This window comes from Pseudoalteromonas sp. S327 (genome assembly GCF_005886415.1).
Taxonomy (GTDB): domain Bacteria; phylum Pseudomonadota; class Gammaproteobacteria; order Enterobacterales; family Alteromonadaceae; genus Pseudoalteromonas; species Pseudoalteromonas atlantica.
In genome coordinates, this window is record NZ_PNDP01000001.1 from 218,824 (window position 1) to 242,074 (window position 23,251).

The 23,251-nt window shown below is 41.0% G+C and carries 24 protein-coding genes; 14 read left to right on the plus strand and 10 right to left on the minus strand.

Translation table 11 applies throughout. The features are described 5' to 3' along the window. The first annotated feature begins 103 nt into the window (after positions 1 to 103). The 11 genes from CWB60_RS01040 (at position 104) to CWB60_RS01090 (ending at position 12,351) form a co-directional block, all read left to right on the plus strand. Positions 104 to 1,942, plus strand: coding sequence for a DUF294 nucleotidyltransferase-like domain-containing protein (locus CWB60_RS01040; RefSeq protein ID WP_055252794.1), 1,839 nt, complete (start codon positions 104 to 106; stop codon positions 1,940 to 1,942). 15 nt (positions 1,943 to 1,957) lie between these two features. Continuing rightward, complete coding sequence (locus tag CWB60_RS01045; RefSeq protein ID WP_055252795.1) at positions 1,958 to 2,581, plus strand: 3'-5' exonuclease; 624 nt, start codon at positions 1,958 to 1,960, stop codon at positions 2,579 to 2,581. Between the two features lie 58 nt (positions 2,582 to 2,639). Continuing rightward, a complete protein-coding gene (locus tag CWB60_RS01050) occupies positions 2,640 to 3,332 on the plus strand; it encodes a hypothetical protein (protein WP_029773917.1) in 693 nt (230 codons plus the stop codon). A gap of 82 nt (positions 3,333 to 3,414) precedes the next feature. Further along, the gene (locus tag CWB60_RS01055; RefSeq protein WP_055252796.1) at positions 3,415 to 4,143 is read left to right on the plus strand and encodes an SIMPL domain-containing protein; all 729 of its coding nucleotides are present in this window, start codon (positions 3,415 to 3,417) and stop codon (positions 4,141 to 4,143) included. A 79-nt stretch (positions 4,144 to 4,222) separates the two neighbouring features. Then, positions 4,223 to 4,885: a peroxiredoxin-like family protein gene (locus CWB60_RS01060; RefSeq protein ID WP_138576903.1), complete on the plus strand. Its 663-nt coding sequence runs from the start codon at positions 4,223 to 4,225 to the stop codon at positions 4,883 to 4,885. 178 nt (positions 4,886 to 5,063) lie between these two features. Next, a complete protein-coding gene (epd, locus tag CWB60_RS01065) occupies positions 5,064 to 6,074 on the plus strand; it encodes an erythrose-4-phosphate dehydrogenase (protein ID WP_055252798.1) in 1,011 nt (336 codons plus the stop codon). 63 nt (positions 6,075 to 6,137) lie between these two features. Further along, entirely contained in the window at positions 6,138 to 7,313 is a 1,176-nt protein-coding gene (locus tag CWB60_RS01070) for a phosphoglycerate kinase (protein ID WP_004586081.1), read from the plus strand. Between the two features lie 203 nt (positions 7,314 to 7,516). Beyond that, positions 7,517 to 8,581, plus strand: coding sequence for a class II fructose-bisphosphate aldolase (gene fba / locus CWB60_RS01075; protein WP_004586082.1), 1,065 nt, complete (start codon positions 7,517 to 7,519; stop codon positions 8,579 to 8,581). A gap of 633 nt (positions 8,582 to 9,214) precedes the next feature. Beyond that, the gene (phoB, locus tag CWB60_RS01080; RefSeq protein WP_004586083.1) at positions 9,215 to 9,904 is read left to right on the plus strand and encodes a phosphate regulon transcriptional regulator PhoB; all 690 of its coding nucleotides are present in this window, start codon (positions 9,215 to 9,217) and stop codon (positions 9,902 to 9,904) included. A gap of 58 nt (positions 9,905 to 9,962) precedes the next feature. Next, a complete protein-coding gene (gene phoR / locus CWB60_RS01085) occupies positions 9,963 to 11,270 on the plus strand; it encodes a phosphate regulon sensor histidine kinase PhoR (protein WP_004586084.1) in 1,308 nt (435 codons plus the stop codon). 115 nt (positions 11,271 to 11,385) lie between these two features. Further along, a complete protein-coding gene (locus tag CWB60_RS01090) occupies positions 11,386 to 12,351 on the plus strand; it encodes a PstS family phosphate ABC transporter substrate-binding protein (protein ID WP_004586085.1) in 966 nt (321 codons plus the stop codon). A gap of 92 nt (positions 12,352 to 12,443) precedes the next feature. Here CWB60_RS01090 and CWB60_RS01095 read toward each other — a convergent pair whose 3' ends face one another. The 8 genes from CWB60_RS01095 to sfsA all read right to left on the minus strand — a co-directional run bounded on the left by CWB60_RS01095 (position 12,444) and on the right by sfsA (position 18,793). After that, complete coding sequence (locus tag CWB60_RS01095; RefSeq protein ID WP_055252799.1) at positions 12,444 to 12,686, minus strand: hypothetical protein; 243 nt, start codon at positions 12,684 to 12,686, stop codon at positions 12,444 to 12,446. Between the two features lie 30 nt (positions 12,687 to 12,716). Next, positions 12,717 to 13,565 (minus strand): pantoate--beta-alanine ligase, encoded by an 849-nt coding sequence (panC, locus tag CWB60_RS01100; protein WP_004586087.1) that lies wholly within the window; start codon positions 13,563 to 13,565, stop codon positions 12,717 to 12,719. Then, entirely contained in the window at positions 13,565 to 14,359 is a 795-nt protein-coding gene (gene panB, locus CWB60_RS01105; RefSeq protein WP_055252800.1) for a 3-methyl-2-oxobutanoate hydroxymethyltransferase, read from the minus strand. The genes panC and panB overlap by 1 nt, the downstream gene beginning before the upstream one ends. A 30-nt stretch (positions 14,360 to 14,389) precedes the next feature. Then, positions 14,390 to 14,875, minus strand: a complete 486-nt coding sequence (gene folK, locus CWB60_RS01110; RefSeq protein ID WP_029773910.1) for a 2-amino-4-hydroxy-6-hydroxymethyldihydropteridine diphosphokinase — start codon at positions 14,873 to 14,875, stop codon at positions 14,390 to 14,392. A 4-nt stretch (positions 14,876 to 14,879) separates the two neighbouring features. After that, entirely contained in the window at positions 14,880 to 16,211 is a 1,332-nt protein-coding gene (gene pcnB, locus CWB60_RS01115) for a polynucleotide adenylyltransferase PcnB (RefSeq protein ID WP_004586090.1), read from the minus strand. A 234-nt stretch (positions 16,212 to 16,445) separates the two neighbouring features. Beyond that, positions 16,446 to 17,390 (minus strand): tRNA glutamyl-Q(34) synthetase GluQRS, encoded by a 945-nt coding sequence (gene gluQRS, locus CWB60_RS01120; RefSeq protein ID WP_138576901.1) that lies wholly within the window; start codon positions 17,388 to 17,390, stop codon positions 16,446 to 16,448. Positions 17,391 to 17,406: 16 nt separating this feature from the next. Beyond that, the gene (gene dksA, locus CWB60_RS01125; RefSeq protein WP_004586092.1) at positions 17,407 to 17,850 is read right to left on the minus strand and encodes an RNA polymerase-binding protein DksA; all 444 of its coding nucleotides are present in this window, start codon (positions 17,848 to 17,850) and stop codon (positions 17,407 to 17,409) included. Positions 17,851 to 18,076: 226 nt separating this feature from the next. After that, positions 18,077 to 18,793: a DNA/RNA nuclease SfsA gene (sfsA, locus tag CWB60_RS01130; protein ID WP_138576900.1), complete on the minus strand. Its 717-nt coding sequence runs from the start codon at positions 18,791 to 18,793 to the stop codon at positions 18,077 to 18,079. A 120-nt stretch (positions 18,794 to 18,913) separates the two neighbouring features. On the opposite strand from sfsA, the gene pepB reads away from it, so the two are divergent. Together pepB and CWB60_RS01140 are read left to right on the plus strand one after the other, a co-directional pair. Next, on the plus strand, positions 18,914 to 20,209 hold the full coding sequence (gene pepB / locus CWB60_RS01135; RefSeq protein ID WP_054982768.1) for an aminopeptidase PepB: 1,296 nt from the start codon (positions 18,914 to 18,916) through the stop codon (positions 20,207 to 20,209). A 182-nt stretch (positions 20,210 to 20,391) separates the two neighbouring features. After that, on the plus strand, positions 20,392 to 20,958 hold the full coding sequence (locus CWB60_RS01140) for a phosphoribosyltransferase (RefSeq protein WP_004586095.1): 567 nt from the start codon (positions 20,392 to 20,394) through the stop codon (positions 20,956 to 20,958). A gap of 144 nt (positions 20,959 to 21,102) precedes the next feature. On the opposite strand, the gene CWB60_RS01145 is transcribed toward CWB60_RS01140, so the two are convergent. Further along, positions 21,103 to 21,759 (minus strand): Crp/Fnr family transcriptional regulator, encoded by a 657-nt coding sequence (locus CWB60_RS01145; protein WP_004586096.1) that lies wholly within the window; start codon positions 21,757 to 21,759, stop codon positions 21,103 to 21,105. A 489-nt stretch (positions 21,760 to 22,248) separates the two neighbouring features. On the opposite strand from CWB60_RS01145, the gene CWB60_RS01150 reads away from it, so the two are divergent. Then, entirely contained in the window at positions 22,249 to 22,479 is a 231-nt protein-coding gene (locus CWB60_RS01150; protein WP_096041230.1) for a YgjV family protein, read from the plus strand. A gap of 50 nt (positions 22,480 to 22,529) precedes the next feature. Here CWB60_RS01150 and CWB60_RS01155 read toward each other — a convergent pair whose 3' ends face one another. Continuing rightward, positions 22,530 to 23,207 (minus strand): FlgO family outer membrane protein, encoded by a 678-nt coding sequence (locus CWB60_RS01155; RefSeq protein WP_004586098.1) that lies wholly within the window; start codon positions 23,205 to 23,207, stop codon positions 22,530 to 22,532. Between the last annotated feature and the right edge of the window lie 44 nt (positions 23,208 to 23,251).

Sequence of the window (23,251 nt, forward strand, 5' to 3'; positions counted from 1 at the left end):
CTACTTAAAAATAAAGCACCAAAAGCCCGACTTTAGTCGGGCTTTTTATTTGTTCAAATAATGAGTACATTAGATTTTGTGTATACTTTTTAAGAGTACAGCAATGAGTGTAGAGCAGCAGGAAGTTGCCCAGTTTGTGTGTATGCAGGCGCCATTTAGCATGCTACACGACAGTGCGTGTGAGTATTTTGTAAGCCATATTGATAGTGTTTATTTAACCCGAGAAAACCAAGCGCAGTGGCTGCAAACGCAAACCCCAAAGCTTTTTTTAATTCGCTCTGGTTTATACGACCTAGTGGATGCAAAAGGTGATGTAGTAAAGCGTTTAGCGCAGGGGGATTACTTTGGCTATCCTTCTTTGTTAACCGGAGAGGCGATTCAAAATAGGTTACAGGTACAAAAAGAGGGCATAGTGTATATGCTTGCGCAAACGCATTTTGACTTTTTACGTCATCAATACAAACCGTTTGAGCAATATTTTGTACGCGCGCACGCCAATCGTTTACTTTCATCACATTATAAAAGTAAAAACGATAGCTGGTCTGAGCGCAGAATATCTGAGCTGATGACCCGCACCGCCATAACCTTAGCACCCGATGCCAGTATTAGGCAAACCGCTAAAAAAATGAAAAAACACGGTGTATCGTCAATTATGATCACCGAACACGCCATTTTAGTTGGCGTAGTGACCGACCGCGACTTACGTAACCGTGTACTGGCCGATGAAGTCGACCCACAAGATGCGGTTAGCAGCATAATGAGTGCAAAGCCTAAATTTATATTTGAAAACAATCGGGTGTTTTCTGCTTTGCATTTAATGCTTAAATACAATATTCATCATTTACCTGTACTTGATGAAAACCATAAGCCTTTGGGTATGCTTACTAGTACCGATTTACTGCGCCAGCAAAAAAGTGACCCTGTGCAGCTTATTGGCCGCATTTATAAAGCCCACAGCATTGCCGATTTAAAACGTTATGCAGGCGAAATCCCTGAGTTACTGCGAAGTTTTTCGTACAACATAGAAGACATATCGCTAATTGGTAAACTGCTCAGCGGCTTAACCGATGCACTCACCTCGCGTCTTATTCATTTATTTCAAGAAGAAAATGGCGCAGCGCCCACCAGTTTTTGCTTTATATGTTTTGGCTCGCAAGCACGCGAAGAGCAAACCTTACATTCAGATCAAGACAACGGCTTATTACTCCCAAATGATTTAAGCGAGCAACACCAAGCTTACTTTAAACACATGGGGGAGTTTGTATGTGAGCAGTTAGTAGAATGTGGCATTAGGCGTTGCCCGGGGAATATTATGGCCAGCAGCGATGAATGCAGAATGAGTGTAAGCCAGTGGTGCGAGCGCTTTTTTAAATGGATAAAAAGCCCAACCCCAAGCGCCATGCTTAACTGCAAAATATTTTTTGATTTGCGCTTTATAGAAGGCTCCAATGCTCTATACAGCGGCTTTTGCGAGCAGTTAAACAGGATATCGCGCGATGAGTTATTTTATGCTGCTATGGCAACCGATATAAGAGCCAGCTCAGTGCCTATAGGTTTATTTAATAAGCTTAAAACGCAAAAAAGCGACAACAACCATAAGTACATAGATTTAAAAAAACGCGGTGTGGTGATCATTAACGACATAGTGCGTTTATATGCGTTAAAAGCCGGAATAAAACGCGCCAATACCCAAGAGCGCTTAGATGCTTTACTTAAGCATTCACTGCTAAATAAAGACGATATTTATAATTTAAAAGATTGCTGGCGATTTTTAACTCAGTTACGTTTTAGTACGCAAATAAACGAAGAAGGTTTGCCAAGTAACTGTATAAACCCCGATAAATTAAGTTCATTAGAGCGCCATCAGCTTAAAGAGGCTTTTTATTTAGTAAAACAAGCGCAGCAAGCCGCGGCGTTTAAATTTGCCCGTGGCAGTTTGTAATAAGAGGTAAGCGCTGTGGTAAAAAAATGGCTCAGTAAGTATATAAAAAGGCGTAATTTATTAAGTCAAAATGCGTTAACGCAACGCTATTTAGTGATTGATTTAGAGCTTACTGGGCTTGATGTAAACCAGCATGAAATTGTCTCAGTAGCCTGGGTTAAAATAGACAACCAATGTATAAAAATGAGCGAGTCGCAGCATTTAATAAACAAGGATGTAAAAAGCCTAGAGCAAAGCCCTGTTTTTCACGGCATTATTGACGACACAGTGGCTAAAGGACAAAGCCTGCACACTATATTAACGCAGCTAAGCCGTGATTTTAGTGACCATATTTTGGTTTTTCATAACGCCATACTGGATTGGGGGTTTTTAAAAGCAGCCCTTAAAGGTTCCAATATAAACGCACAACCTAAGTTGATACTCGACACCCTCCACATAGAAAAAAAGCGCCTTATTTGCCAAGGTGCAGAAATAAAACAAGATGATTTAACCCTAAGTGCGTGTCGCAAACGTTATGAGTTACCAAGCTATCATTGTCATAACGCACTTACAGACGCACAGGCCACCGCCGAATTATTACTAGCCCAGTGCTACCAAATAAACCGTGGGAAGGAGTTGCAGTTGAGGTCAATAATTTAACAAAGCTACAGCATTTACTAATTATTTTGTTAAGATAAGAATTTTAAAAGGATTTATTATGGTAATTGAAGCCGCCAGTAAGTATTACAACCAGTTAAACAATGACCTTAAAGCAGTTAAAAAGTACATTCACAATAATTTTGGTGTGTTTCTTACTATTCTTTACTTACTGGGTAGTTTATCAGGCGTTGTGTATCTTTACGTTTTACTTAATAACTTCTCGGTTGATATATTCAATTTCATTGAAATAAGTGACTTTTTACTGGCACTGATTTCAAATTTTTTACTTATTACTCTTTATACTACGATCATCGTTTTAACAGCTATTTATTTAAATTGGCGCTCAGGACACATGCCAGATCCTAGTAAAACAACCGTGTTAAAAAAACTTTATTATGGCTTTGGTTACCCGTTCTATTTATTAAAACCTAGTTACTCATTAATGTTATTTTTAGCACTTATAATATCTACATACCCTACTATGTTGGCGCATTCACACAGTAAAGATATAATAAATGAAAGAACAATGAATTATCACTTGTCATTAAATTATCCAATTGCTCAGAGTAAAGTAACTCAACTTCAAAATGTTCAAATAGTAGCCTCAACAATGCGGAATTTATTTGTTTATGATAATAAACAAGATGAGTTACTTATTATTTCACAAGAAAATATTTCAGCTTTGATACCTAATCTACACCAAGAAAAAACGATTAAGCCAAAGTCAAAAGCTGCATCAAGCACACAGTAATTAAACATTCGCTGAAACACGATTGGCTGCTATTTATTAGTATGGACGCATAACCAAGCATGGCACTTATTCAGGACAAATTATGAGACTCATTACCACTATTCTTCTAACCTTATTCCCTGTGATCGCTTGTGCTAATTCGAGCTTACCTGCCAATCGTCATATCTCAGTGCAAGGCACTGCTGAGGTATTAGTTGAGCCTGACATGGCTAAAATACTATTTAAGGTGAATAGTGTTAAAAATGAGCCGAATGCCGCCAATAACGCGCTTGAGAATAAAGTGAAGTTATTAATAGATGGGCTCAATCAATTTGAAATAAGCGCCGATGACGTAGTTGCCTCAAACGTTAAAATTGAAAAAACAGGAATGGATTATATTGAAACAGGGCATCAGGCACTTAGCGAATACGCAGCGATAAGAACGTTTGAAGTAACGCTAAACAGTATTGAGCGTGTGAGCGATTTAACCGATTTTTTATTGAACCAAGAAGTAAATGCGATTCAAAATATTGCGTTTTTATCTTCAAAATTTGAGCAATTACAAGCGCAAGCCACACAGTTAGCAATTGAAGATGCAAAAATAAAAGCGGATTTACTTGCTGATTCATTCAATGCAAAAGTAGGTGAAGTACGCACTATTCGCTCAACTAAAAACAACTATGACAGTGGTTTTAGTACAGCTATAACCAAGATGCACAGGGCGCAGTATGATAATAACTCTTTTCCTCAAATACTTAGTAACGATTTACAGGCAACAATAAGCTTTAAATCATCCATAAACGTGGTGTTTGATTTAGAGATAACTGATTAAATTAATAATTTCATTTCAAATACATGTTCGTACTGTAAGCTAGTTTTATGTTTTTGATTAATTTGAAGGTAGCAATACTATGAGCGATGAAAGCAACACATTAAAAGCACAAACCGAAGCAAAAATAGCAGCAGGGCGAAAAGGTAATCCTGATTTTATGAAAGGCGTTGATGAAACCATTGCTCAGGCAAAAGCGTTTCAAGAAGGGGCAAATGCACTTAATTTAGATCAAAATGCCCCACGCTTTGAACTGCCTAACCAGCACGGTGAGCAAGTTTTATTAGATGAGCTACTTGCAAAAGGGCCTGTGGTTATAACTTTTTATCGTGGTAGTTGGTGCCCTTATTGTAATTTACAGCTAAAAGCATTGCAGTCACGCCTACCTGAAATTCACGCATTAGGCGAACAGCTGGTGGCTATTAGCCCACAAGCGCCCGATGGCTCAATGAGCGAAAACGACATACGTAATATGGATTTTGTTGTGCTGAGTGACCAAAATGCAGATATAGCAGCAAGCTATGGCGTAGCGTGGCAAGTACCTGCATTTTTATTAGAGCATATGCGCGAAGACCGCGGCCTTGATTTAGAGTCGCTTAATAACGGCAACGGCAGTATTTTACCTATCCCTGCCACGTTTGTTTTAGATAGCGAAGGTAAAGTGACGTGGCGCTATGTCGATGTTGATTACCGCACCCGCTCAGAGCCACAAGATATAATTAATGCTTTAAAAGCACTACAGTAAGCACTCAAGCAAGCTCGCTTTATGCCCAAAAGTAGCCAAGTAAATTAGCTACTTTTGGGTTAATTTAAAGTTTCTAATCGCTCCCTCTTATAATAATGTTCAAGGTCGATTACAATACAGCCATCTAAAAGGCATCGATGCCTTTGTCTGCACGTAAAGAGAGTGGATTTTATATTTCATGGCAATCAAACTTGCAATTAATGGTTTTGGTCGTATTGGTCGAAATATTGTCCGCGCGTTGTACGAGTCAGGTTTGAGCAACGAGATAAAAATTGTTGCGATTAACGAACTTGCTGACCCTGAAGCTATTGCTCATTTATTAAAATACGACACGTCCCACGGTCGTTTTTCTTTTCCTGTAAAACTTGGTGAAGACACCATTAGCGTTGCAAGCGATACCATTGCACTATTTTGTGAAGAAAACCCAGTAGAATTACCTTGGCAAACCCTTGATGTAGATGTAGTGCTTGAATGTACCGGTGTTTATCACTCGCGCGAGCATGCACAATTACACATTACTGCGGGTGCTAAAAAGGTGTTGTTTTCGCACCCAGCTGATAACGATGTAGATGCCACCATTGTGTATGGCATTAACGATGATGAGCTCAAACGCGAGCACACTATAGTATCTAACGGCTCATGTACTACAAACTGTGTGGTGCCTGTTATTAAAGTGCTAGATGATGCGTTTGGCATTGAATCGGGCGCTATTACCACTATTCACGCGTCGATGAACGATCAACAAGTGATTGATGCGTACCATCATGATTTACGTCGTACCCGCGCTGCGAGTCAGTCTATTATTCCAGTTGATACAAAATTAGCACGAGGAATAGACCGCATTTTACCCAAATTTGAAGGGCGCTTTGAAGCCATTGCGGTTCGCGTGCCGACAATTAACGTAACGGCAATGGATTTAAGTGTTACAGTAAATGCCGATGTAGATTTAAACGCGGTAAATACGGCACTTAAAGCCCAAGCAAAAGACCGCTTAGAAGGTATTTTAAGTTACACCGAAGAGCCATTGGTATCGGTTGATTTTAATCACGACCCACATTCTTGTATTATTGATGGCACGCAGACACGCGTTAGTCACAAACGCCTGATAAAGTTACTTGTTTGGTGTGATAACGAATGGGGTTTTGCCAATCGCATGCTAGATACAGCACGTGCGATGATGGCTAAGTAAGCATTTTATAATAATTTTAAAATTTATTTTTCAGGTTCAAGTATCGTTAACTAAGGAGATGTTATGTCGGTCATAAAAATGGCAGATTTAGATTTAAACGGCAAGCGCGTATTAATTCGTGAAGATTTAAATGTACCAGTTAAAGCAGGTAAAGTGACCTCAGATGCACGTATTCGTGCTGCACTACCTACTATTAAGCTAGCTCTTGAAAAAGGCGCTAAAGTAATGGTTATGTCGCACCTTGGCCGCCCTACGGAAGGCGAGTACGATGACGAATTTTCACTTGCCCCTGTAGCCGATTACCTAAACGATGCACTTGAGCAAAATGTACGCCTTGAAAAAGACTACTTAAACGGCGTTGAAGTTGCCGATAACGAAGTAGTTGTATTTGAAAACGTACGATTTAATAAAGGCGAGAAGAAAAACGACGAAGCCTTATCAAAACAACTTGCTGCACTGTGTGATGTGTATGTAATGGATGCATTTGGCACCGCGCACCGCGCACAAGCGTCTACTCATGGCGTTGGCTTATTTGCAGATGTTGCCTGTGCTGGCCCGTTATTATCAGCAGAACTTGAAGCACTAGGTAAAGCACTAGATAACCCAGCACGCCCATTAGTGGCCATTGTAGGTGGTTCTAAAGTATCAACTAAATTAACTGTTTTAGACTCGCTTTCAACGATTGTAGATCAGCTTGTAACAGGTGGCGGTATTGCTAATACCTTTATTGCTGCTGCGGGTCATCCGGTTGGTAAATCACTTTATGAAGCTGATTTAATGGATGAAGCAAATCGTTTATGTGCAGCAGCTAAAGCAAACGATGGTGAAATTCCGGTACCGACTGATGTTGTGGTAGGTAATGAATTTTCAGACTCTGCAGTCGCTACGCTTAAAGATGTAAGCGAAGTAACAAGCGATGACATGATTTTTGATATTGGCCCTGATACAGCCAGCCAGCTTGCAAAAATTATTGCAAACGCCGGTACTGTTGTATGGAATGGCCCAGTTGGCGTATTTGAGTTTGATCAGTTTGGTAATGGTACACGTGCTATTGCTCAGGCAATTGCTAACTCTAATGCGTTTTCGATTGCAGGCGGTGGTGACACTTTAGCGGCAATTGATAAATACGGCATTGCCGATAAAGTATCTTACATTTCTACCGGTGGTGGTGCGTTCTTAGAGTTTTTAGAAGGCAAAAAACTTCCAGCAGTAGAAATGCTAGAGTCGCGCGCTAAATAATAAATTTTTAGCCGCATTAGGTGAGGGGAAACCCTCACCAACGATTAATTATTAAATACCTCTCACCCTTATTTAATAGTTAATTAAGACAAAACTAAGCAGTGTAAATTGCTTTATTTTGTGGCGCAGTGATTGCGTCAAACTAACATATCCGTTCAAACTAGATGGCAGGAGACTGCTGTCGATAAATTGGAGAATACCCAATGGCTTTAATCAGTATGCGACAACTTTTAGATCATGCAGCTGAACACGGTTACGGCGTTCCAGCCTTTAACGTGAATAACCAAGAGCAAATGCGCGCAATAATGGAAGCGGCTGATAAAACAAACAGCCCAGTAATTGTTCAAGGATCAGCAGGCGCACGTGCTTATGCTGGTGCTCCATTTATCCGCCACATGATTTTAGCAGCCGTTGAAGAATGGCCGCACATTCCAGTAGTAATGCACCAAGATCACGGTACCTCACCCGGTGTTTGCCAACGCTCAATTCAACTTGGCTTTTCATCAGTTATGATGGATGGCTCATTAATGACTGACGGAAAAACCCCATCAAGCTACGAATATAATGTAGAAGTAACACGCGAAACCGTGGCTATGGCACATGCTTGTGGCGTATCGGTAGAGGGCGAGCTAGGTGTACTTGGCTCACTTGAAACCGGTGAAGCGGGCGAAGAAGATGGTGTAGGCGCAGAAGGTAAACTAACTACTGATCAAATGCTTACCGACCCAGAAGAAGCCGCTGATTTTGTAAATAAAACCCATGTTGATGCCTTGGCAATTGCTTGTGGAACATCGCACGGTGCGTATAAATTTACGCGCCCACCCACAGATGACATTTTAGCGATTGATCGTATTAAAGAAATTCACGCACGTATCCCGAACACGCACTTAGTAATGCACGGATCGTCGTCTGTACCACAAGAGTGGTTAGAGATCATAAATCAATACGGTGGCGAAATTCCTGAAACGTACGGTGTACCTGTTGAGCAAATTGTAGAAGGGATCAAATACGGTGTACGTAAAGTAAATATTGATACCGATTTACGCCTGGCCTCTACCGGTGCTATTCGCCGTCATATGGCGCTTAACCCATCTAACTTCGATCCGCGTAAATACCTAGCAGAAGCAACTAAAGCAATGACAGAGATTTGTGTTGCGCGTTACAACGCGTTTGGTACAGCTGGTCAAGCAGGTAAAATTAAGCCAATTTCACTTGATGACATGCACCTTAAATATTTAAGTGGTGAGTTAGACCCACAAATTAAATAATGATCTTTGATTAATAAATAGCGTTATAAAAACCAGCTGGCGTAATCCAGCTGGTTTTTTTATACCGCAAAGCACTGGGATCACTGTTGTACCAACTTAATAAAATGGGATCACTGATTTACTAACCGCCCCGCATTCGGATCATTTATTTACCAACTAGCGCATAAATTTACGCCATGTTAGGCGCTCAATCAATCAGATCGTTTTTTATTTGTACAATAGATCAGATGCTTAGTTGTTTGACTAAGTATAACCGTGATCCCAAACCCGATCGGCTTAGTAAAAATCTGATCTTTTTATAGGCTGCTTAGTAAAAAACAGATCTATTTTTAACCACGTAATGACATCTTCCAGTGCAAACTCAGTTTCGTATCTGGTTTTTTACTGTGTTAGTAAAGCAATGATCCCGCTATGAGTATCTACTTAGAAATAAAACTGTCATCTTTTTGTAAATATGTTTTGATTAACCGTAATTTGCAAAATAGTTTTAAAAATATGACGTTAATGAGGTTTTTTGTCACTATTTTGTGTTTTTTTTACCAGGATTTTAATTTACACGTTACACTTTCATAAAAATGTCATACTTAGTCATAATAATGAAAACTAATTCGATAGCGTAAGAGATAATTTGGAATGTCACGTAAAGTACTAGTCGTAGATGATGAAGCTCCTATCAGAGAGATGTTAGTTTTTGTTTTAGAGCAAAATGGATTTCAAGCAATTGAAGCAGAAGATTACGATTCTGCAATTGCAGCTATGGTTGAACCATACCCAGATATGGTTTTACTCGATTGGATGTTACCAGGTGGTAGCGGTATTCAAATTGCTAAGCAATTTAAGCAAAGTGAATACACACGCCAAATTCCAATCATTATGCTTACAGCCCGCGGCGAAGAAGAAGACAAAGTACGCGGCCTAGAAGTAGGGGCAGATGACTACGTCACTAAACCTTTTTCTCCTAAAGAGTTAATGGCTCGTATTAAAGCGGTTATTCGCCGTGTATCGCCTACCTCATTAGAAGAAGCCATAGAAGTACATGGCTTGCGTTTAGACCCAATATCGCACCGCGTTACCTCTGAGGGAAGCGAGCTTGATATGGGCCCAACCGAATTTAGATTATTACATTTTTTTATGACTCACCCAGAGCGTGTTTATAGCCGTGAGCAACTGCTTGACCATGTTTGGGGAACTAATGTGTACGTAGAAGACCGTACAGTTGATGTGCACATACGTCGTTTACGCAAAGCGATTGCACCGCTGGGGCATGATCGCTTAGTACAAACAGTACGTGGTGCAGGTTATCGTTTTTCTAGTAAATTATAAGGTACCGCAGCTAGGGTGTGAGTACGCATAAATTACTACTCAAAGGTAAAGTGAGTGTATGTATCGAGTTATTAATAAACAGGCGTTAGTAAAACGTCTGTTTATCTATTTTTTACCCCTGTTATTAGTTGGTGTGCTTATTGGTGCACCATTTTTGCTTTTATTTTTAGGCACTTCTTCTCTTTTAGTCTGGCATTATCATCAACTTTATCGCTTAAGCGATTGGCTTTTAAATCAACGTAGCTTTAACCCACCAGAGGGCGAGGGTGCGTGGGAACAAGTATTTGAAGGCATTTATCATTTACAGCACCGTAATCGTAAAAAACGCAATGAACTGGCCGATTTAATTCGTCGCTTTCGCGATGGAGCTGAAGCCGTACCCGATGCCGTAGTGGTGTTGCAAAGTGATTTAAGCATTGTTTGGTGTAACCAACTTGCACTTAAAGTATTGGGGCTCCAATGGCCGACCGATCATGGCCAGCGCCTAGATAACCTAATACGCGAACCTAAATTTGCCAAGTACATGCTGCGCGGTGAATTTGAAGAGCCATTAGAGCTTGATAACGGACATATTGTTGACCAAGTGCTTGAATTTAGGGTAATGCCGTATGCCAACACGCAGCTTATGGTGGTAGTACGTGATGTAACACGCCTAAAGCAGCTAGAGCAAATGCGCAAAGATTTTGTTGCCAATGTATCACATGAGCTGCGTACGCCACTTACGGTTGTTACTGGCTACCTTGAGATGATGGATGGCGATATGATGCCACCGCCTGCAATGTGGAATAAAGCGCAAAATACCATGCTTGAGCAATGTAAGCGTATGGACAGCTTAGTTAATCAGCTTTTATCTCTTTCGCGTATTGAAGGGGCGCGTAGGCAAGACAACGACAAAGCCATTAATGTGCCGCAAATGCTCAACTACATTAAAACCGAAGCGCAATCTATAAACCAAGATAAAGGCCATGAGCTTATTTTTGATATAGATAATGAGCTTGATATTAAAGGCTCTGAAGATGAGCTACGCAGTGCATTTTCTAATTTAGTGTTTAACGCTATACATTACACTAAAGCGGGCGGAAAAATTGTTGTTACCTGGCAGCGTAAAGAGGGGCTTGCGCATTTTAGCGTAAATGATAATGGCGATGGTATTGCACCAGAGCATATAAATCGTTTAACTGAGCGCTTTTACCGCGTAGATAAAGCAAGGAGTCGCACAACCGGTGGCTCAGGTTTAGGCTTAGCAATTACTAAACATGTGCTTACACGTCACGATAGTAAATTAAATATAAGCAGTGAGCTTGGTAAAGGCTCGTGTTTTTCTTTCGACTTTTCAAAGGATAAGCTTGTTAACTTAGCAAGTTAAAGGCAATAAAAAGCAAAGTCATAAAAGTGTCATTTAAGAGTAATGTAACTGTCATCTACTCACTTTACAGTAGACGACAGTTAGGAAATGGGACGAACAAATCGGAGAACCCCGCATGAAATTTAAAAACTTAGTTGCCGCAATGGGTGTGGCTGTTACAACATTAGTATCTGCACAGGCTGTTGCTCTTGACGACGCAATTCCTGAATATCAAAAAATTAACGGCGTTTCAGGTAACTTTTCATCTGTAGGCTCTGATACTTTAGCTAACATGATGACTTTCTGGGCTGAAGAGTACAAACGTATTTACCCTAATGTAAATATTCAAATTCAAGCGGCAGGTTCGTCTACTGCTCCACCAGCGCTTACCGAAGGCACCTCTAACATGGGTCCTATGAGCCGTAAAATGAAATCAAAAGAAATCGAAGCGTTCGAAAAACGCTACGGTTACAAGCCTACAGAAGTACGTGTAGCGATTGATGCACTAGCGGTATTTGTACACAAAGATAACCCAATTGAAGGCTTACGTATTGACCAAGTAGATGCTATTTTTTCATCTACTCGTAAATGTGGTGCGTCTGAGCAAGTTAACCGCTGGAGCGATGTTGGCCTAACGGGCGACTGGGCTGCAAAAGACATTCAATTATACGGACGTAACTCTGTATCAGGTACTTACGGTTACTTTAAAAAGAAAGCGCTGTGTAAAGGTGACTTCCGTAACAACGTAAATGAGCAACCAGGTTCAGCCTCTGTTGTACAGTCAATCTCATCTTCATTAAACGCGATTGGTTACTCAGGTATTGGTTACAAAACGTCGGGTGTACGTACGGTTCCTTTATCTAAAAAAGGCACTAACTACGTAGATGCAACGCTTGATAATGTTGCTAAAGGTAAATACCCACTTTCTCGTTTCTTATACGTGTACGTGAACAAGCACCCTAATAAGCCGCTTTCACCAATTGAAGCTGAGTTCTTAAAAATGGTACTTTCTAAAGACGGTCAAAAAATCGTTGAAAAAGATGGTTACGTACCACTATCTGCTAAGTTAGTAGAAGCAGAGCTTAAAAAGTTAGGTTTATAATTTAAACCCAACCAATAAAAAAACCGCTCAATGAGCGGTTTTTTTTTGTGTAAAATTTAAAACGTAAAACAGACTAACTTACTAAAAAGCGATTACAGATCAGTCAGCTTTTGCGCTTGTGCTTTACACTGATTATAGCTCTCTACACATTTGGCAGAGCACACTTGCTGTTTTAAACCTTTGTCAATTGATTGCTGATCGCAACTATTTTCGCACTGATAGTTTTGTTGTGCACATTGGTTTAACTCAGGGTTTTTCACTTGATTTTGGCAAGCTGCTAACAATGAAAATGAAAATGAAAGGGCGAGGGCACTCGTTTTAATAAATGTTTGCATGCTTATCCTTAACGTTGAACTGCGCTTTTGTTAAATCTCAACTTGTAAGTTGTCGATTAATCTAACATTGCCTAAAAAGGCGGCAGCTAAAATAACAAGTTGTGTATCATCAAGTGTAGCAGCTTTTAATGTATCTCGTTGAGCTATCTCAAAATAATCAGGCTTTAAGCCGGCTTGCTCTAAACTAAGCTGTGCGCTTTGCTCAAGTGCTTTATAATCGGTATTGCCTGCTTTGAGCTGCTCAGCGCAACTGTTTAGTGTTTTAAATAATGCGGTAGCCGTGGCTTTTTGCTCTGCAGATAAATAGCCATTTCGCGAGCTCATAGCTAAGCCTGAAACTTCACGCATGGTCGGTACACCAACAATTTCAACCGGAATTGATAAATCGCGTACCATGGTTTTAATCACTTGCAGCTGCTGAAAGTCTTTTTCGCCAAAGCATGCATAATCTGGTTGTACTAAATTAAATAACTTAGTCACTACCGTGGCTACGCCTCTAAAGTGTCCTGGGCGCGTGCCGCCACAATACCCCATAGATACGCCAGGTACATCTACAAAGCTTTGCTCACCAAGCCCATTTGGGTAAATGGTGTCTACGCTTGGGGTAAACACAATATCGGTGTTTAAGTCGGCTAAGCCTTGTTTGTCTTCGTTTAATGTACGCGGGTAGCTATCTAAATCTTCGTTGGCACCAAATTGCATTGGGTTGACAAAAATACTCACAACCACTTTATCGGCCATTGTTTTTGCTTTTTCAACCAATGAAAAGTGGCCGCGGTGTAAGTTGCCCATGGTTGGCACTAAAGCCACGCTTAAACCTGCTTGGCGCCAAGCTTTAATTTGACTACGTAATGATTTAATTTCAGTAATTGACTGCATTATTTAAACTCATGTTCGGCGCTTGGAAATGCGCCACTTTTAACGTCTGTACAATATTTTTTAACTGCATCTGGCATGTTGCCAGTTTCCAGTAAAAAGTTTTTAGAAAATTTAGGAATGTATCCTGCCGAAATACCGACTAAGTCGTGCATTACCAGTATTTGGCCATCCGTTACATTACCTGCGCCAATACCTATGGTAGGAATGGTGACGGCATCGGTAATGCGTTTAGCGAGCGCACTTGGGATACACTCAAGCACTAATAATTGAGCACCTGCGGCTTCTAGGGCTTTTGCATCATCAATCATTTTTTGCGCTTTGTCGTCTTCGCGGCCTTGAATTTTAAAGCCTCCAAATACGTGTACTGATTGCGGCGTTAATCCTAAATGGCCACAAACAGGAATCCCTTGCTGCGTTAAACTTTTAATGCTGTCGTAAAGCCATTCACCGCCCTCAAGTTTTACCATATTAGCGCCTGCACGCATTAACTCTGCTGCATTTTTACAGGTGTCGCTAACATTTGAATAGCTCATAAAGGGCATATCGGCTATTACAAAAAGCTCACGGCTGCCACCGCGTACACAGCGGGTATGATAGGCTATATCTTGATTGGTTACGCCTAGGGTATCGTCGCCACCTTGCAGCACCATGCCCAAAGAGTCGCCAACTAAAATAACGTCCACACCGTTATCATGAAATAACTTAGCAAAACTGGCATCGTAAGCGGTTAATGCGGTGATTTTGTTATTTTCTGCTTTCATTTTATTTAAAGTAGAAACGGTTATTTTAGACATAATATCCTCGCAGGCATAAGCCTTGGTTAATTACAGAGGTAATTGTTGTAAGTCGTTGAGCGGTAAGTCTTGCGCAATGGTTTTTAATGCAATGCCGCTTGGTAAAATCAGTTCTGGGGCAAGCTCAAGTAAAGGGTAAACTACAAACTCACGTTCGCACAGGCCATAATGTGGCACAGTTAAGCGCTGGGTATTAATCACTTGCTGACCAAACAGTAAGGTATCTATATCGAGCGTACGCGGCCCCCAACGTTCGGCTTTTCTTACCCGCCCATGTTCAAGCTCTATGGCTTGAGTTAAATCAAGTAATTGCTCAGGTTCAAGCGCGGTTTTAATACACGCTACGGCATTTACATAGTCGGGTTGATCTTGTGGGCCCATTGGTTTGCTTGCATAGTAATGCGATACACTTATAAATTCACAATGAGGCAGCTTTTTAAGCGCACAAACGGCGTTATCAAGCTGCTCTTTGGGTGAGTTTAGGTTGGCACCTAAACCCAAATATACACACTGCATGCAATTACTCAGCTGGCTTTTTAGTGGTGCGGCGGCGCGGACGTTTACGTGGTTTTGGTCCACCTTGGTGGCCTAGGTTTTTTACCATTTCTTTTTGGCCATTAATATCTAGGCTCAAGTATTGTGTCCACCACTGGGCAAGCTCACTATGTTGGTGCTCACCGGCATCCACTCGTAATAATAAAAAGTCATAAGCGGCTTTAAATCGTGGCTGCTGGGTAAGTCTGTAAGCGCGTTGGCCGGCACGTTTATCTAAACGTTGCTGTATATGCCAAATGTCGCGCGCGCCTAAGGTAAAGCGTTTAGGTACTGCAATATGCTGGGCATTTTCGCTCAGAACTTTATTCATGGCTTGAGCAAAGGCATCAAAGTAAGACAGCTGTTCTTGTTGTTTAATTTTAGTTGTGCGCTCAAGCAGCGGAAACCACATTAAAGCAGCAAATATAAACGCAGGCGTTACTTTTTTATCTGCATTTATGCGTTTATCGGTGTTTTGAAACATTTGCTGAATAAACGCCGCTTCTAAGCCGTCAGGGTTTTTATCTAAAATTTTATCAAGCACCGGAAATAACGACTTAAACAAGCCGTATTGGCGTAGCATTAAATAGTTAGCTTCGGCTTTACCGTTTAAAAACAGCTTTAGAACTTCTTCAAATAAACGCGCTGGCGGTATGTTATCAAGTAGGCTGGCAAGCGCAGTAATTGGCTTTTCGCTTTTTGGCGCTATGCTCATATCAAGCTTAGTTGCAAAGCGCACCGCACGTAGCATACGTACAGGGTCTTCGCGGTAGCGTGTTTCTGGGTCGCCAATTAACTCAATTTGTTTTGCTTGTATGGCCGCTAAGCCATTGGCGTAATCGTATATACAAAAATCGTTAATAGAGTAATACAGCGCGTTGATAGAAAAATCACGGCGCTCGGCGTCTTCTTCAATGCTACCAAACACGTTATCGCGCAGTAACTGCCCGTGCTCGCTTGATTGGCTAATTTGGTTTTTATCTTCTTGCGCTTCGTGGTGCCCGCGCATGGTGGCTACTTCTATAATTTCGCGACCAAAAACAATATGTGCTAAGCGAAAACGACGGCCAATTAGGCGGCAATTTCTAAATAGTTTTTTAACTTGCTCTGGGGTGGCATTGGTAACAACGTCAAAGTCTTTTGGTTGTTGACCTAACAATATATCGCGAATACAACCACCTACAAGGTAAGCGTCGTAACCACCGTCTTTTAAACGGTAAAGTACTTTGATTGCATTTGGGCTAAATTGTTTACGTGAAATACCATGTTCGCCGCGTGTTACAACAACCGGTTCATCACTTGTTTGAGTGCTTTGCACATCGGCATTTGGGCCGATTATTTGCCTGCAAAATTGAAAAAGCTTGGAAATAATAATCTGTCTCCTACAGAAATGATGATTGGCTGGTCATCGCAATCAAAAAGCACATAAATTAGGTATTATAGTGCGGTGCTTTGTATTTATTGTAAATAGCCTCTATTTAGGCGGCTATCATATACCAGCGCGGTATAAAAATTAAGTTGATGGACTGAAATTAAGCCGTTTTTAAGTTTTTTATTTGCTTAAATGCGTAAATTTAGTGCTGTTTGGATGCTGACCTTGCGAAATTTGAATTTCGGGTATGTTTGGCACCGCTGTTAAGCTAAATTCGTTAATAGCCCACACCATTAATTGCTCCACAGACAAATCATTCAATTGGCTATGTACAGGTAAGTTTAAAAATTCAAACGCATCAATAAGCGCGGGCTTTGGGTTGTCTGTGCTAATAGCGGGCGCATAATTTTGTTTAGAGAGTTTAAAACCTGGCTCGGCCACCGCAAGGGGTAAATGTGCGTATTGGGGAATAGGCGCATTAAGCTGTTTAAATAAACTGATTTGCCGTGCTGTAGGCTCGATTAAATCGGCGCCACGTACCACACGATTAATACCTTGCTCTATGTCATCAATAACCACCACTAGTTGGTAGGCAAATAATCCGTCACTGCGCTTTATTATGTAATCTTCATGGGCTAATGCACTATTTACAGTAATATCGCCTTGAATCAAATCGTTAAAATGGCATGTTGGGTGCTGTTGGCTAAGACGAAGTGCGCCTTGCTCTGTTGACAAGTTAAGTGTTTTGCAGTGACCTTGGTAAATGCCACCCATGGCTTTTATTTGTTTGCGAGAACAGCGACAACCATATACACATTGTTGGTGGATCAGCTTATTTGTTACCTCTTGATAAAGAGGTAGGCGCTGGGTTTGATAAACAACGGATTCGTCCCAGTAAAGGCCGTAGGCTTGTAAGGTATTTAGAATATGGGTGTCGGCATTCTTAACCACGCGGGTGGTGTCTATGTCTTCAATGCGCACTAACCATTTACCCTGATTTACTTTAGCATCAAGGTAGCTGCCCACAGCCGCCACAAGCGAGCCAAAGTGAAGTGGCCCAGAAGGAGACGGTGCAAATCGACCGCGATAGTCACGCTTTGGCGTGGTAACGGCTGTAGGAGACATAGTTAACTAATTTTAATTAACCGCGCCCAGCTTGTTTTTCTTTAATTTCTGCAAGGGTTTTACAGTCTACGCATAAATCTGCAGTTGGACGCGCCTCTAAACGACGAATACCAATTTCGATTCCGCATGACTCACAAAAGCCAAAATCATCTTCTTTAATTAAGATAATTGTTTTTTCAATTTTTTTGATCAGTTTACGTTCGCGGTCGCGAGTACGAAGTTCTAAAGAGAACTCTTCTTCTTGCGCAGCGCGGTCAACTGGATCAGGAAAGTTGGCAGCTTCGTCTTGCATATGCGATTTTGTGCGGTCAACTTCATTACGTAAGTCGTTACGCCACGCTTCTAAAATCGCTTTAAAATGAGCACGTTGTGCTTCATTCATATACTCTTCGCCCGGCTTTTCTTGGTATGGTTCTAAACCGGCTTGAGCCAATAAACCATGTCTTTGTTGGTCTGGCATAACTCTCTCCTAAATCCTTAATTTAATGCCTCAGCATTAGCCGGCGGTATAAATAGCAGAATCTTATACCCTAGGCAAATTTATTTTTTAATTAATCGAATTAGCTTCAACCAGTGTGTTGACTAAAAAGGCTCATATTTTGATTTTGATGCTTTATTAATCGTTATTTCGGTATTTAAACTTGCCTAGTTATATGGGCATAAAGTTTAAAAGCAAGTTAAATTTTTTATTTAAAGGCCACTTTCTCACTAAGCGTTACTTCACTAGGCGTAATAGATGCCTTATAAGCGTATACCTCCAAGCCTTTTTTAATCGCGTGCTTTAATAAGTCGCTGTATTTTTTATCTATGTGGCTTGCTGCACTCACCGTATTAATACCTTGGTGTAAAACAGCGAACAGTAATACTGCGCGGTGGCCTTGTTCGATCATTTCTATTAATTCGCGAATGTGTTTTTGCCCACGCACGGTTTGCGCATCCGGAAAGTAGCCTTGCCCACTTTGTGGTGCGGTTTCGCTTAACAAAGTGACTGACTTTACCTCTACATAGCAAGCGGGTTTATTGTCGCCGGTGAGTAAAAAGTCGATACGGCTGTTTTCGCTGCCGTATTTTACTTCACTTTGAAGCTGCTCATAGCCGTTAAGCTCTGTAATAACCTGGTTGTTGATAGCCTCTTCGACCACTTTATTCGCCACGGCGGTATTAACACATATTAACTGCGAGAGGGAGTTTTGAGTGAGCTCTAACGACTGAGGGTATTTTCGTTTACTGTTATCGCTGGTTGAATAAAAAGCGCTAAAGCCAGGCTCTGCGCAACCTGTCATTTTACCGGTGTTGGCGCAGTGGGCGGTAAATTCAGTTCCATCGTTAAGTTGGAGATCGGCTAAAAAGCGTTTATAGCGTTTTAATAACGTGGCGGGCTGTAAAGCTGGGGTGTATTTCATTTAAATTCCAATGCTAAACGCTGCAGATGCGTTGGTTTATGTTATTTATCTCAAGCTGTTGGGAACTTGTACTCACTATAGTAAACTCGGTGGCACATTTAAGTGTAAGGGTATTCTAACATGAGTGAAAAATTTGTTGTTCAACTAAGCGAGCAAGCAGCACCAAGCCATTGGGGCGAAAACGCGGCGTTGTCTTTTAACGAGCAAGGCGCAACGGTTCATTTATCTGAGCAAGAAACATTAAAAAATGTTCAAAAAGCGGCGCGAACAATTGCAAGCCAAGGTGTTAAACAGGTTGAGCTTGCGGGCGATACATGGTGCACAGAAAGCCAATGGGCTTTTTACCAAGGTTTTGTAACACCTAAATCATTACATGGTGTTGAATTTGTTGATAACGCACAATCAGATCTAAACGAGCTGGCGCATTTAAAAGCCTCAGCTACGTGGGCACGAGAAATGGTAAACGGCACAGCGGATGACATTTACCCTGAAAGCCTTGCTGAAAAAGCCGCCGAATTTATTCAATCGTTAGCGCCTGAACACGTAAGCTACCAAATTATTAAAGGCGATGCGTTATTAGAGCAACAGTGGATTGGTATTCATGCTGTGGGCCGTGGCTCTGAGCGTCCACCTGTTTTACTTGAGCTTGATTACAATCCAACAGGCGATGAAAACGCACCGGTAAGCGCTGCGCTTGTAGGTAAAGGTATTACGTTTGACTCTGGTGGTTACTCAATTAAATCTAGCGAAGGTATGCTAGGAATGAAGTGCGACATGGGTGGCGCGGCAACGGTAACAGCGGGTTTAGCACTGGCTATTAACCGCGGTATAGAAAAACGCATTAAGCTGTTTTTATGCTGTGCAGAGAACTTAATTTCGGGCCACGCTTACAAACTAGGTGATATTTTAACCTACAAAAATGGCACAACCGTTGAAATTGTAAACACCGATGCTGAAGGGCGTTTAGTGCTTGCTGATGGTCTAATGGCTGCAGGCGAAACTGGCGCAGAGCTAATTATAGATGCGGCAACACTAACCGGTGCTGCACTCGTTGCTGTAGGTCAAGAGTACAACGCATTATTTGCCCTTGATAAAGAGCTGGTACGCGAAGTAGAAGACTTTGCATCGCAAGAAATGGAAGCTGCATGGCCTCTTCCGCTTGAAAAATGGCACCAGCAAAACTGCCCATCTCCATATGCTGATACGGCAAATAGCCGCGCTCAAAAAGGTGGCGGTTACGGCGGCGCATCAAATGCAGCAGGCTTTTTATCTCGCTTTGTACCAAACGATGGTAAAGGTTGGGTACACATTGATTTAGCTGCAGCATTTAATATGGGTAGCACTAGCCAATGGGCTGCAGGTGCAACTACGCAAGGTATGCGCACAGTGGCACGTACATTGTTAGAAAAAGCTTAATAGTACGTAACTAGGCGTTTAATACATAAAATAGGCACCAATTGGTGCCTATTTTGCTATTTGCAGGCAAGCAATTTATTTTTATTTACGGTAAAATCCTTCGCCAATACCTGTTTGGGTGTTTAATTATTGGCTAAAGTGCCTACACTCAAATGTTATACTCACCACTGGGGTTCTAAACTATGTCAGATAAGTGCTACATCACAGCTCAACAGCTACTTGAAGATTCATTCCGCGTAGCGGCACAAGTTTATAAAGATGGCTTTCGTCCAGACTTTATAATTGGTATTTGGCGAGGTGGTGCACCTATTGGTATTGCTGTGCAAGAATACTACGACTACAAAGGCATTGAGACTGATCACATTGCGGTGCGTACGTCGTCTTATTACGGTATTGGCAAGCAATCTAAAGAAATAAAAGTACACGGCCTACACTACATTGTAGAAAACGCTAATGCTGGTGACTCACTGCTTATTGTTGATGATGTGTTTGATTCTGGCCGCAGTATATTTGCACTAAAAGAAAAGCTTTCTGAGCTTATGCGCTTAAACTTACCACGCGATATTCGTGTGGCATGTCCGTACTATAAGCCTAAAAACTCAAAAGTAGAGATGGTGCCAGATTACTTTATTCATGAGTCAGAAGAGTGGTTAGTGTTCCCGCATGAGTTATCGGGTTTAACGCCAGATGAAATAATTGAAGGTAAATCTGATTTAGTAAATATCCAAGATATTTTATTAGATAAGTAATTGCCTAAGCGTTAAGTAGGAGTTTATTTGCGCGGGGGCGTGTTTGTGTACTCGTTTTAAATAAATTGCTGCTATAGCGCAGTGCTAATAAATACCATAAAAACTAAAAAAGGCCATTACGGCCTTTTTTTGTGTCTGATTTTTTTACAGCTGCGCAAAACTGTCTACATAATCACTTAAACTTTGCGTATCGACCGCTTTTAGCCCATGGGAGCTGCGCTGCACTAAGCCTTTTTCAACAAGTTCGGTAACTACGCGGCGATAAGCTCGCTCAGTGGTTGCAAAGCGCTCTGCTTCGGCGTTAACGGTTGGGTATGCGCGCAGTAGCGTTGGGTTATTGTTCTCGGCTCGTAGTAAGCAGTCTTTAGCTATGTTGTAGCTTAAAGGCAGCAGTAACTTATCTAAATTAATTTTTTGGTTTTCTTGAAACTTAGCCGCAATGGTTTGCGCGGTATATAAGCTCAGCTCTGGCTTTTCGAGTAGTAATGCTCGCCAGTGGCGAAGCTCTATTAAATTATAGGTTACATCGCTAAAACAGGTGACCGTATAAATACATGGGTTATTGTTTAGTGCTTCTATTTCACCAATTAGGGTGTTGTTGCAATCTAATTGGCCTAATAATAGGCGGCGTCCGTTACCTACATCATAACTAAATGAAATAGTACCGCTGCGCACCAGCACAAGTTTACTAAGTGGTTGATCTTGGTGGATCAGCACTTCTTTTTTTGATTGTTGATAGCTACTCCCTGCAAAAGTGAGTAATTGTTCAACAAGGTAACTAGAAAAATGGTATTGAAACATCAATATGCTCTTCGGACAATTGTCCTATTTATTACACCTTAATGACGATATTATTAAGGCTCTAAGAATTTACGCTAACTTGCTACTGTATTTAGCCTTGCTAAGTACGTAATACCTTCATTTCCCGTGCAATGATTTAGGAAGCTATTGGCTACAACCAATATACTTTTTAAGGTTTTTTAAGCAAGTTAGTTTTTTTATTTTATACCAATCTGCCTAATAATTAAGTGATCAATTTTAAGGCTAGGAAAGCGTGTTGATAGCTAGGCAAAAAATAGCTATTTAGTCGTTCTCGGCAATTGCTCCTGCATTGTTCTACCTTCTGCATCCATGCAGTCGTAAATGAGCATTTTTTAACACAGGTAGCGACACGTTTAGCCCCGCAAAATGATTGAGTATTATTGCGCATTGGTATTAAACGTTGTAACACTGACAAGTGCCACACGTTAGCATTAGCGTAATGCTAACCTAAAGGGTAGGAGAGAACAATTGAGTTGGGAATATTTAGGTTATATTGCATCAGCTTTCTTGGTTGCATCGTTAACAATGACCGATGTAGTAAAACTGCGTTGGTATAATATGTTTGGTTGTATTGTATTTACTATTTACGGTGTGGCTATTGGTGCAGTGCCTGTTGCGTTTACTAATGGCTTATTAGCGCTGGTAAATATGTACCATATTGTAAAGCTCTACCGGCAGCCTAAAGTCAAAGAAGCGTGAAGCTAAAAATTCAAAAAAAGGGTTAACATTTAAGTTAACCCTTTTTTGTTTTAAAGCACCGCGTCTAAAACAATGCCATCAGTTCTACGAGTTGGATAAAGTGACTCAACAACAAAGCTTGGGATAAATCCTTTAGCCGATGAGACCACTACTTTAGACTTTGCCCCAATAATACGAGCGTTAACTATTACACCACGATTCGTGTAAGTTAGAGTGCCTGATAAAGTGTATTCAATATGTGGGTAACCTTTAATTTCTTTACCATTACGACTAAACGAGAAATCACCTAACGGGGTTACATGCACAGCGCCTGTGTGTTTGTAATCAACTACCGATAAGCCAAACTCCTGCATTTCAGTAATAAAGCTTTCAGCCAAGTGATTACCAAATATATTTGTGGTTTGTAAATTGTCATCTAAGTTCACAAACGAAGTAATTGCAACAGGCGTCCCACTGTTGATGTAGTTCATATTTTCAATCAGCTTCATTGCTAATTGTTCTGTATAGTTACTTAATAATTTACTGCTGTTAATAGGGCGGTAGTTATTTTCTGGGAACTGCCAGTTATTTACGCGTGGCTGATGAACGTCTGTGTAACGATTATGGCTATTGTGATGGCCAATATTATTATGCGAAGCGTGGCCGTTATAAACTGGGTGAGTAGAGCATGCACTAAGTGATAAAGTAAAAAGAGCCGATAAAGTAAGAGATAGTTTTTTTGAAAACATGTTTTCTTCCTGAAACATAAGAGATTTTTTAAATTCCCTCACTT

Coding starts and splice junctions, on each gene's coding strand:
- fba (WP_004586082.1), top strand. CDS start 7,517: ATGGCTTTAATCAGTATGCGACAACTTTTAGATCATGCAGCTGAACAC.
- phoR (WP_004586084.1), top strand. CDS start 9,963: ATGTATCGAGTTATTAATAAACAGGCGTTAGTAAAACGTCTGTTTATC.
- CWB60_RS01040 (WP_055252794.1), top strand. CDS start 104: ATGAGTGTAGAGCAGCAGGAAGTTGCCCAGTTTGTGTGTATGCAGGCG.
- CWB60_RS01090 (WP_004586085.1), top strand. CDS start 11,386: ATGAAATTTAAAAACTTAGTTGCCGCAATGGGTGTGGCTGTTACAACA.
- pepB (WP_054982768.1), top strand. CDS start 18,914: ATGAGTGAAAAATTTGTTGTTCAACTAAGCGAGCAAGCAGCACCAAGC.
- CWB60_RS01155 (WP_004586098.1), bottom strand. CDS start 23,207: ATGTTTTCAAAAAAACTATCTCTTACTTTATCGGCTCTTTTTACTTTA.
- phoB (WP_004586083.1), top strand. CDS start 9,215: ATGTCACGTAAAGTACTAGTCGTAGATGATGAAGCTCCTATCAGAGAG.
- epd (WP_055252798.1), top strand. CDS start 5,064: ATGGCAATCAAACTTGCAATTAATGGTTTTGGTCGTATTGGTCGAAAT.
- CWB60_RS01060 (WP_138576903.1), top strand. CDS start 4,223: ATGAGCGATGAAAGCAACACATTAAAAGCACAAACCGAAGCAAAAATA.
- CWB60_RS01050 (WP_029773917.1), top strand. CDS start 2,640: ATGGTAATTGAAGCCGCCAGTAAGTATTACAACCAGTTAAACAATGAC.
- dksA (WP_004586092.1), bottom strand. CDS start 17,850: ATGCCAGACCAACAAAGACATGGTTTATTGGCTCAAGCCGGTTTAGAA.
- CWB60_RS01055 (WP_055252796.1), top strand. CDS start 3,415: ATGAGACTCATTACCACTATTCTTCTAACCTTATTCCCTGTGATCGCT.
- panC (WP_004586087.1), bottom strand. CDS start 13,565: ATGCAGTCAATTACTGAAATTAAATCATTACGTAGTCAAATTAAAGCT.
- CWB60_RS01140 (WP_004586095.1), top strand. CDS start 20,392: ATGTCAGATAAGTGCTACATCACAGCTCAACAGCTACTTGAAGATTCA.
- panB (WP_055252800.1), bottom strand. CDS start 14,359: ATGTCTAAAATAACCGTTTCTACTTTAAATAAAATGAAAGCAGAAAAT.
- gluQRS (WP_138576901.1), bottom strand. CDS start 17,390: ATGTCTCCTACAGCCGTTACCACGCCAAAGCGTGACTATCGCGGTCGA.
- sfsA (WP_138576900.1), bottom strand. CDS start 18,793: ATGAAATACACCCCAGCTTTACAGCCCGCCACGTTATTAAAACGCTAT.
- CWB60_RS01145 (WP_004586096.1), bottom strand. CDS start 21,759: ATGTTTCAATACCATTTTTCTAGTTACCTTGTTGAACAATTACTCACT.
- CWB60_RS01070 (WP_004586081.1), top strand. CDS start 6,138: ATGTCGGTCATAAAAATGGCAGATTTAGATTTAAACGGCAAGCGCGTA.
- CWB60_RS01095 (WP_055252799.1), bottom strand. CDS start 12,686: ATGCAAACATTTATTAAAACGAGTGCCCTCGCCCTTTCATTTTCATTT.
- folK (WP_029773910.1), bottom strand. CDS start 14,875: ATGCAGTGTGTATATTTGGGTTTAGGTGCCAACCTAAACTCACCCAAA.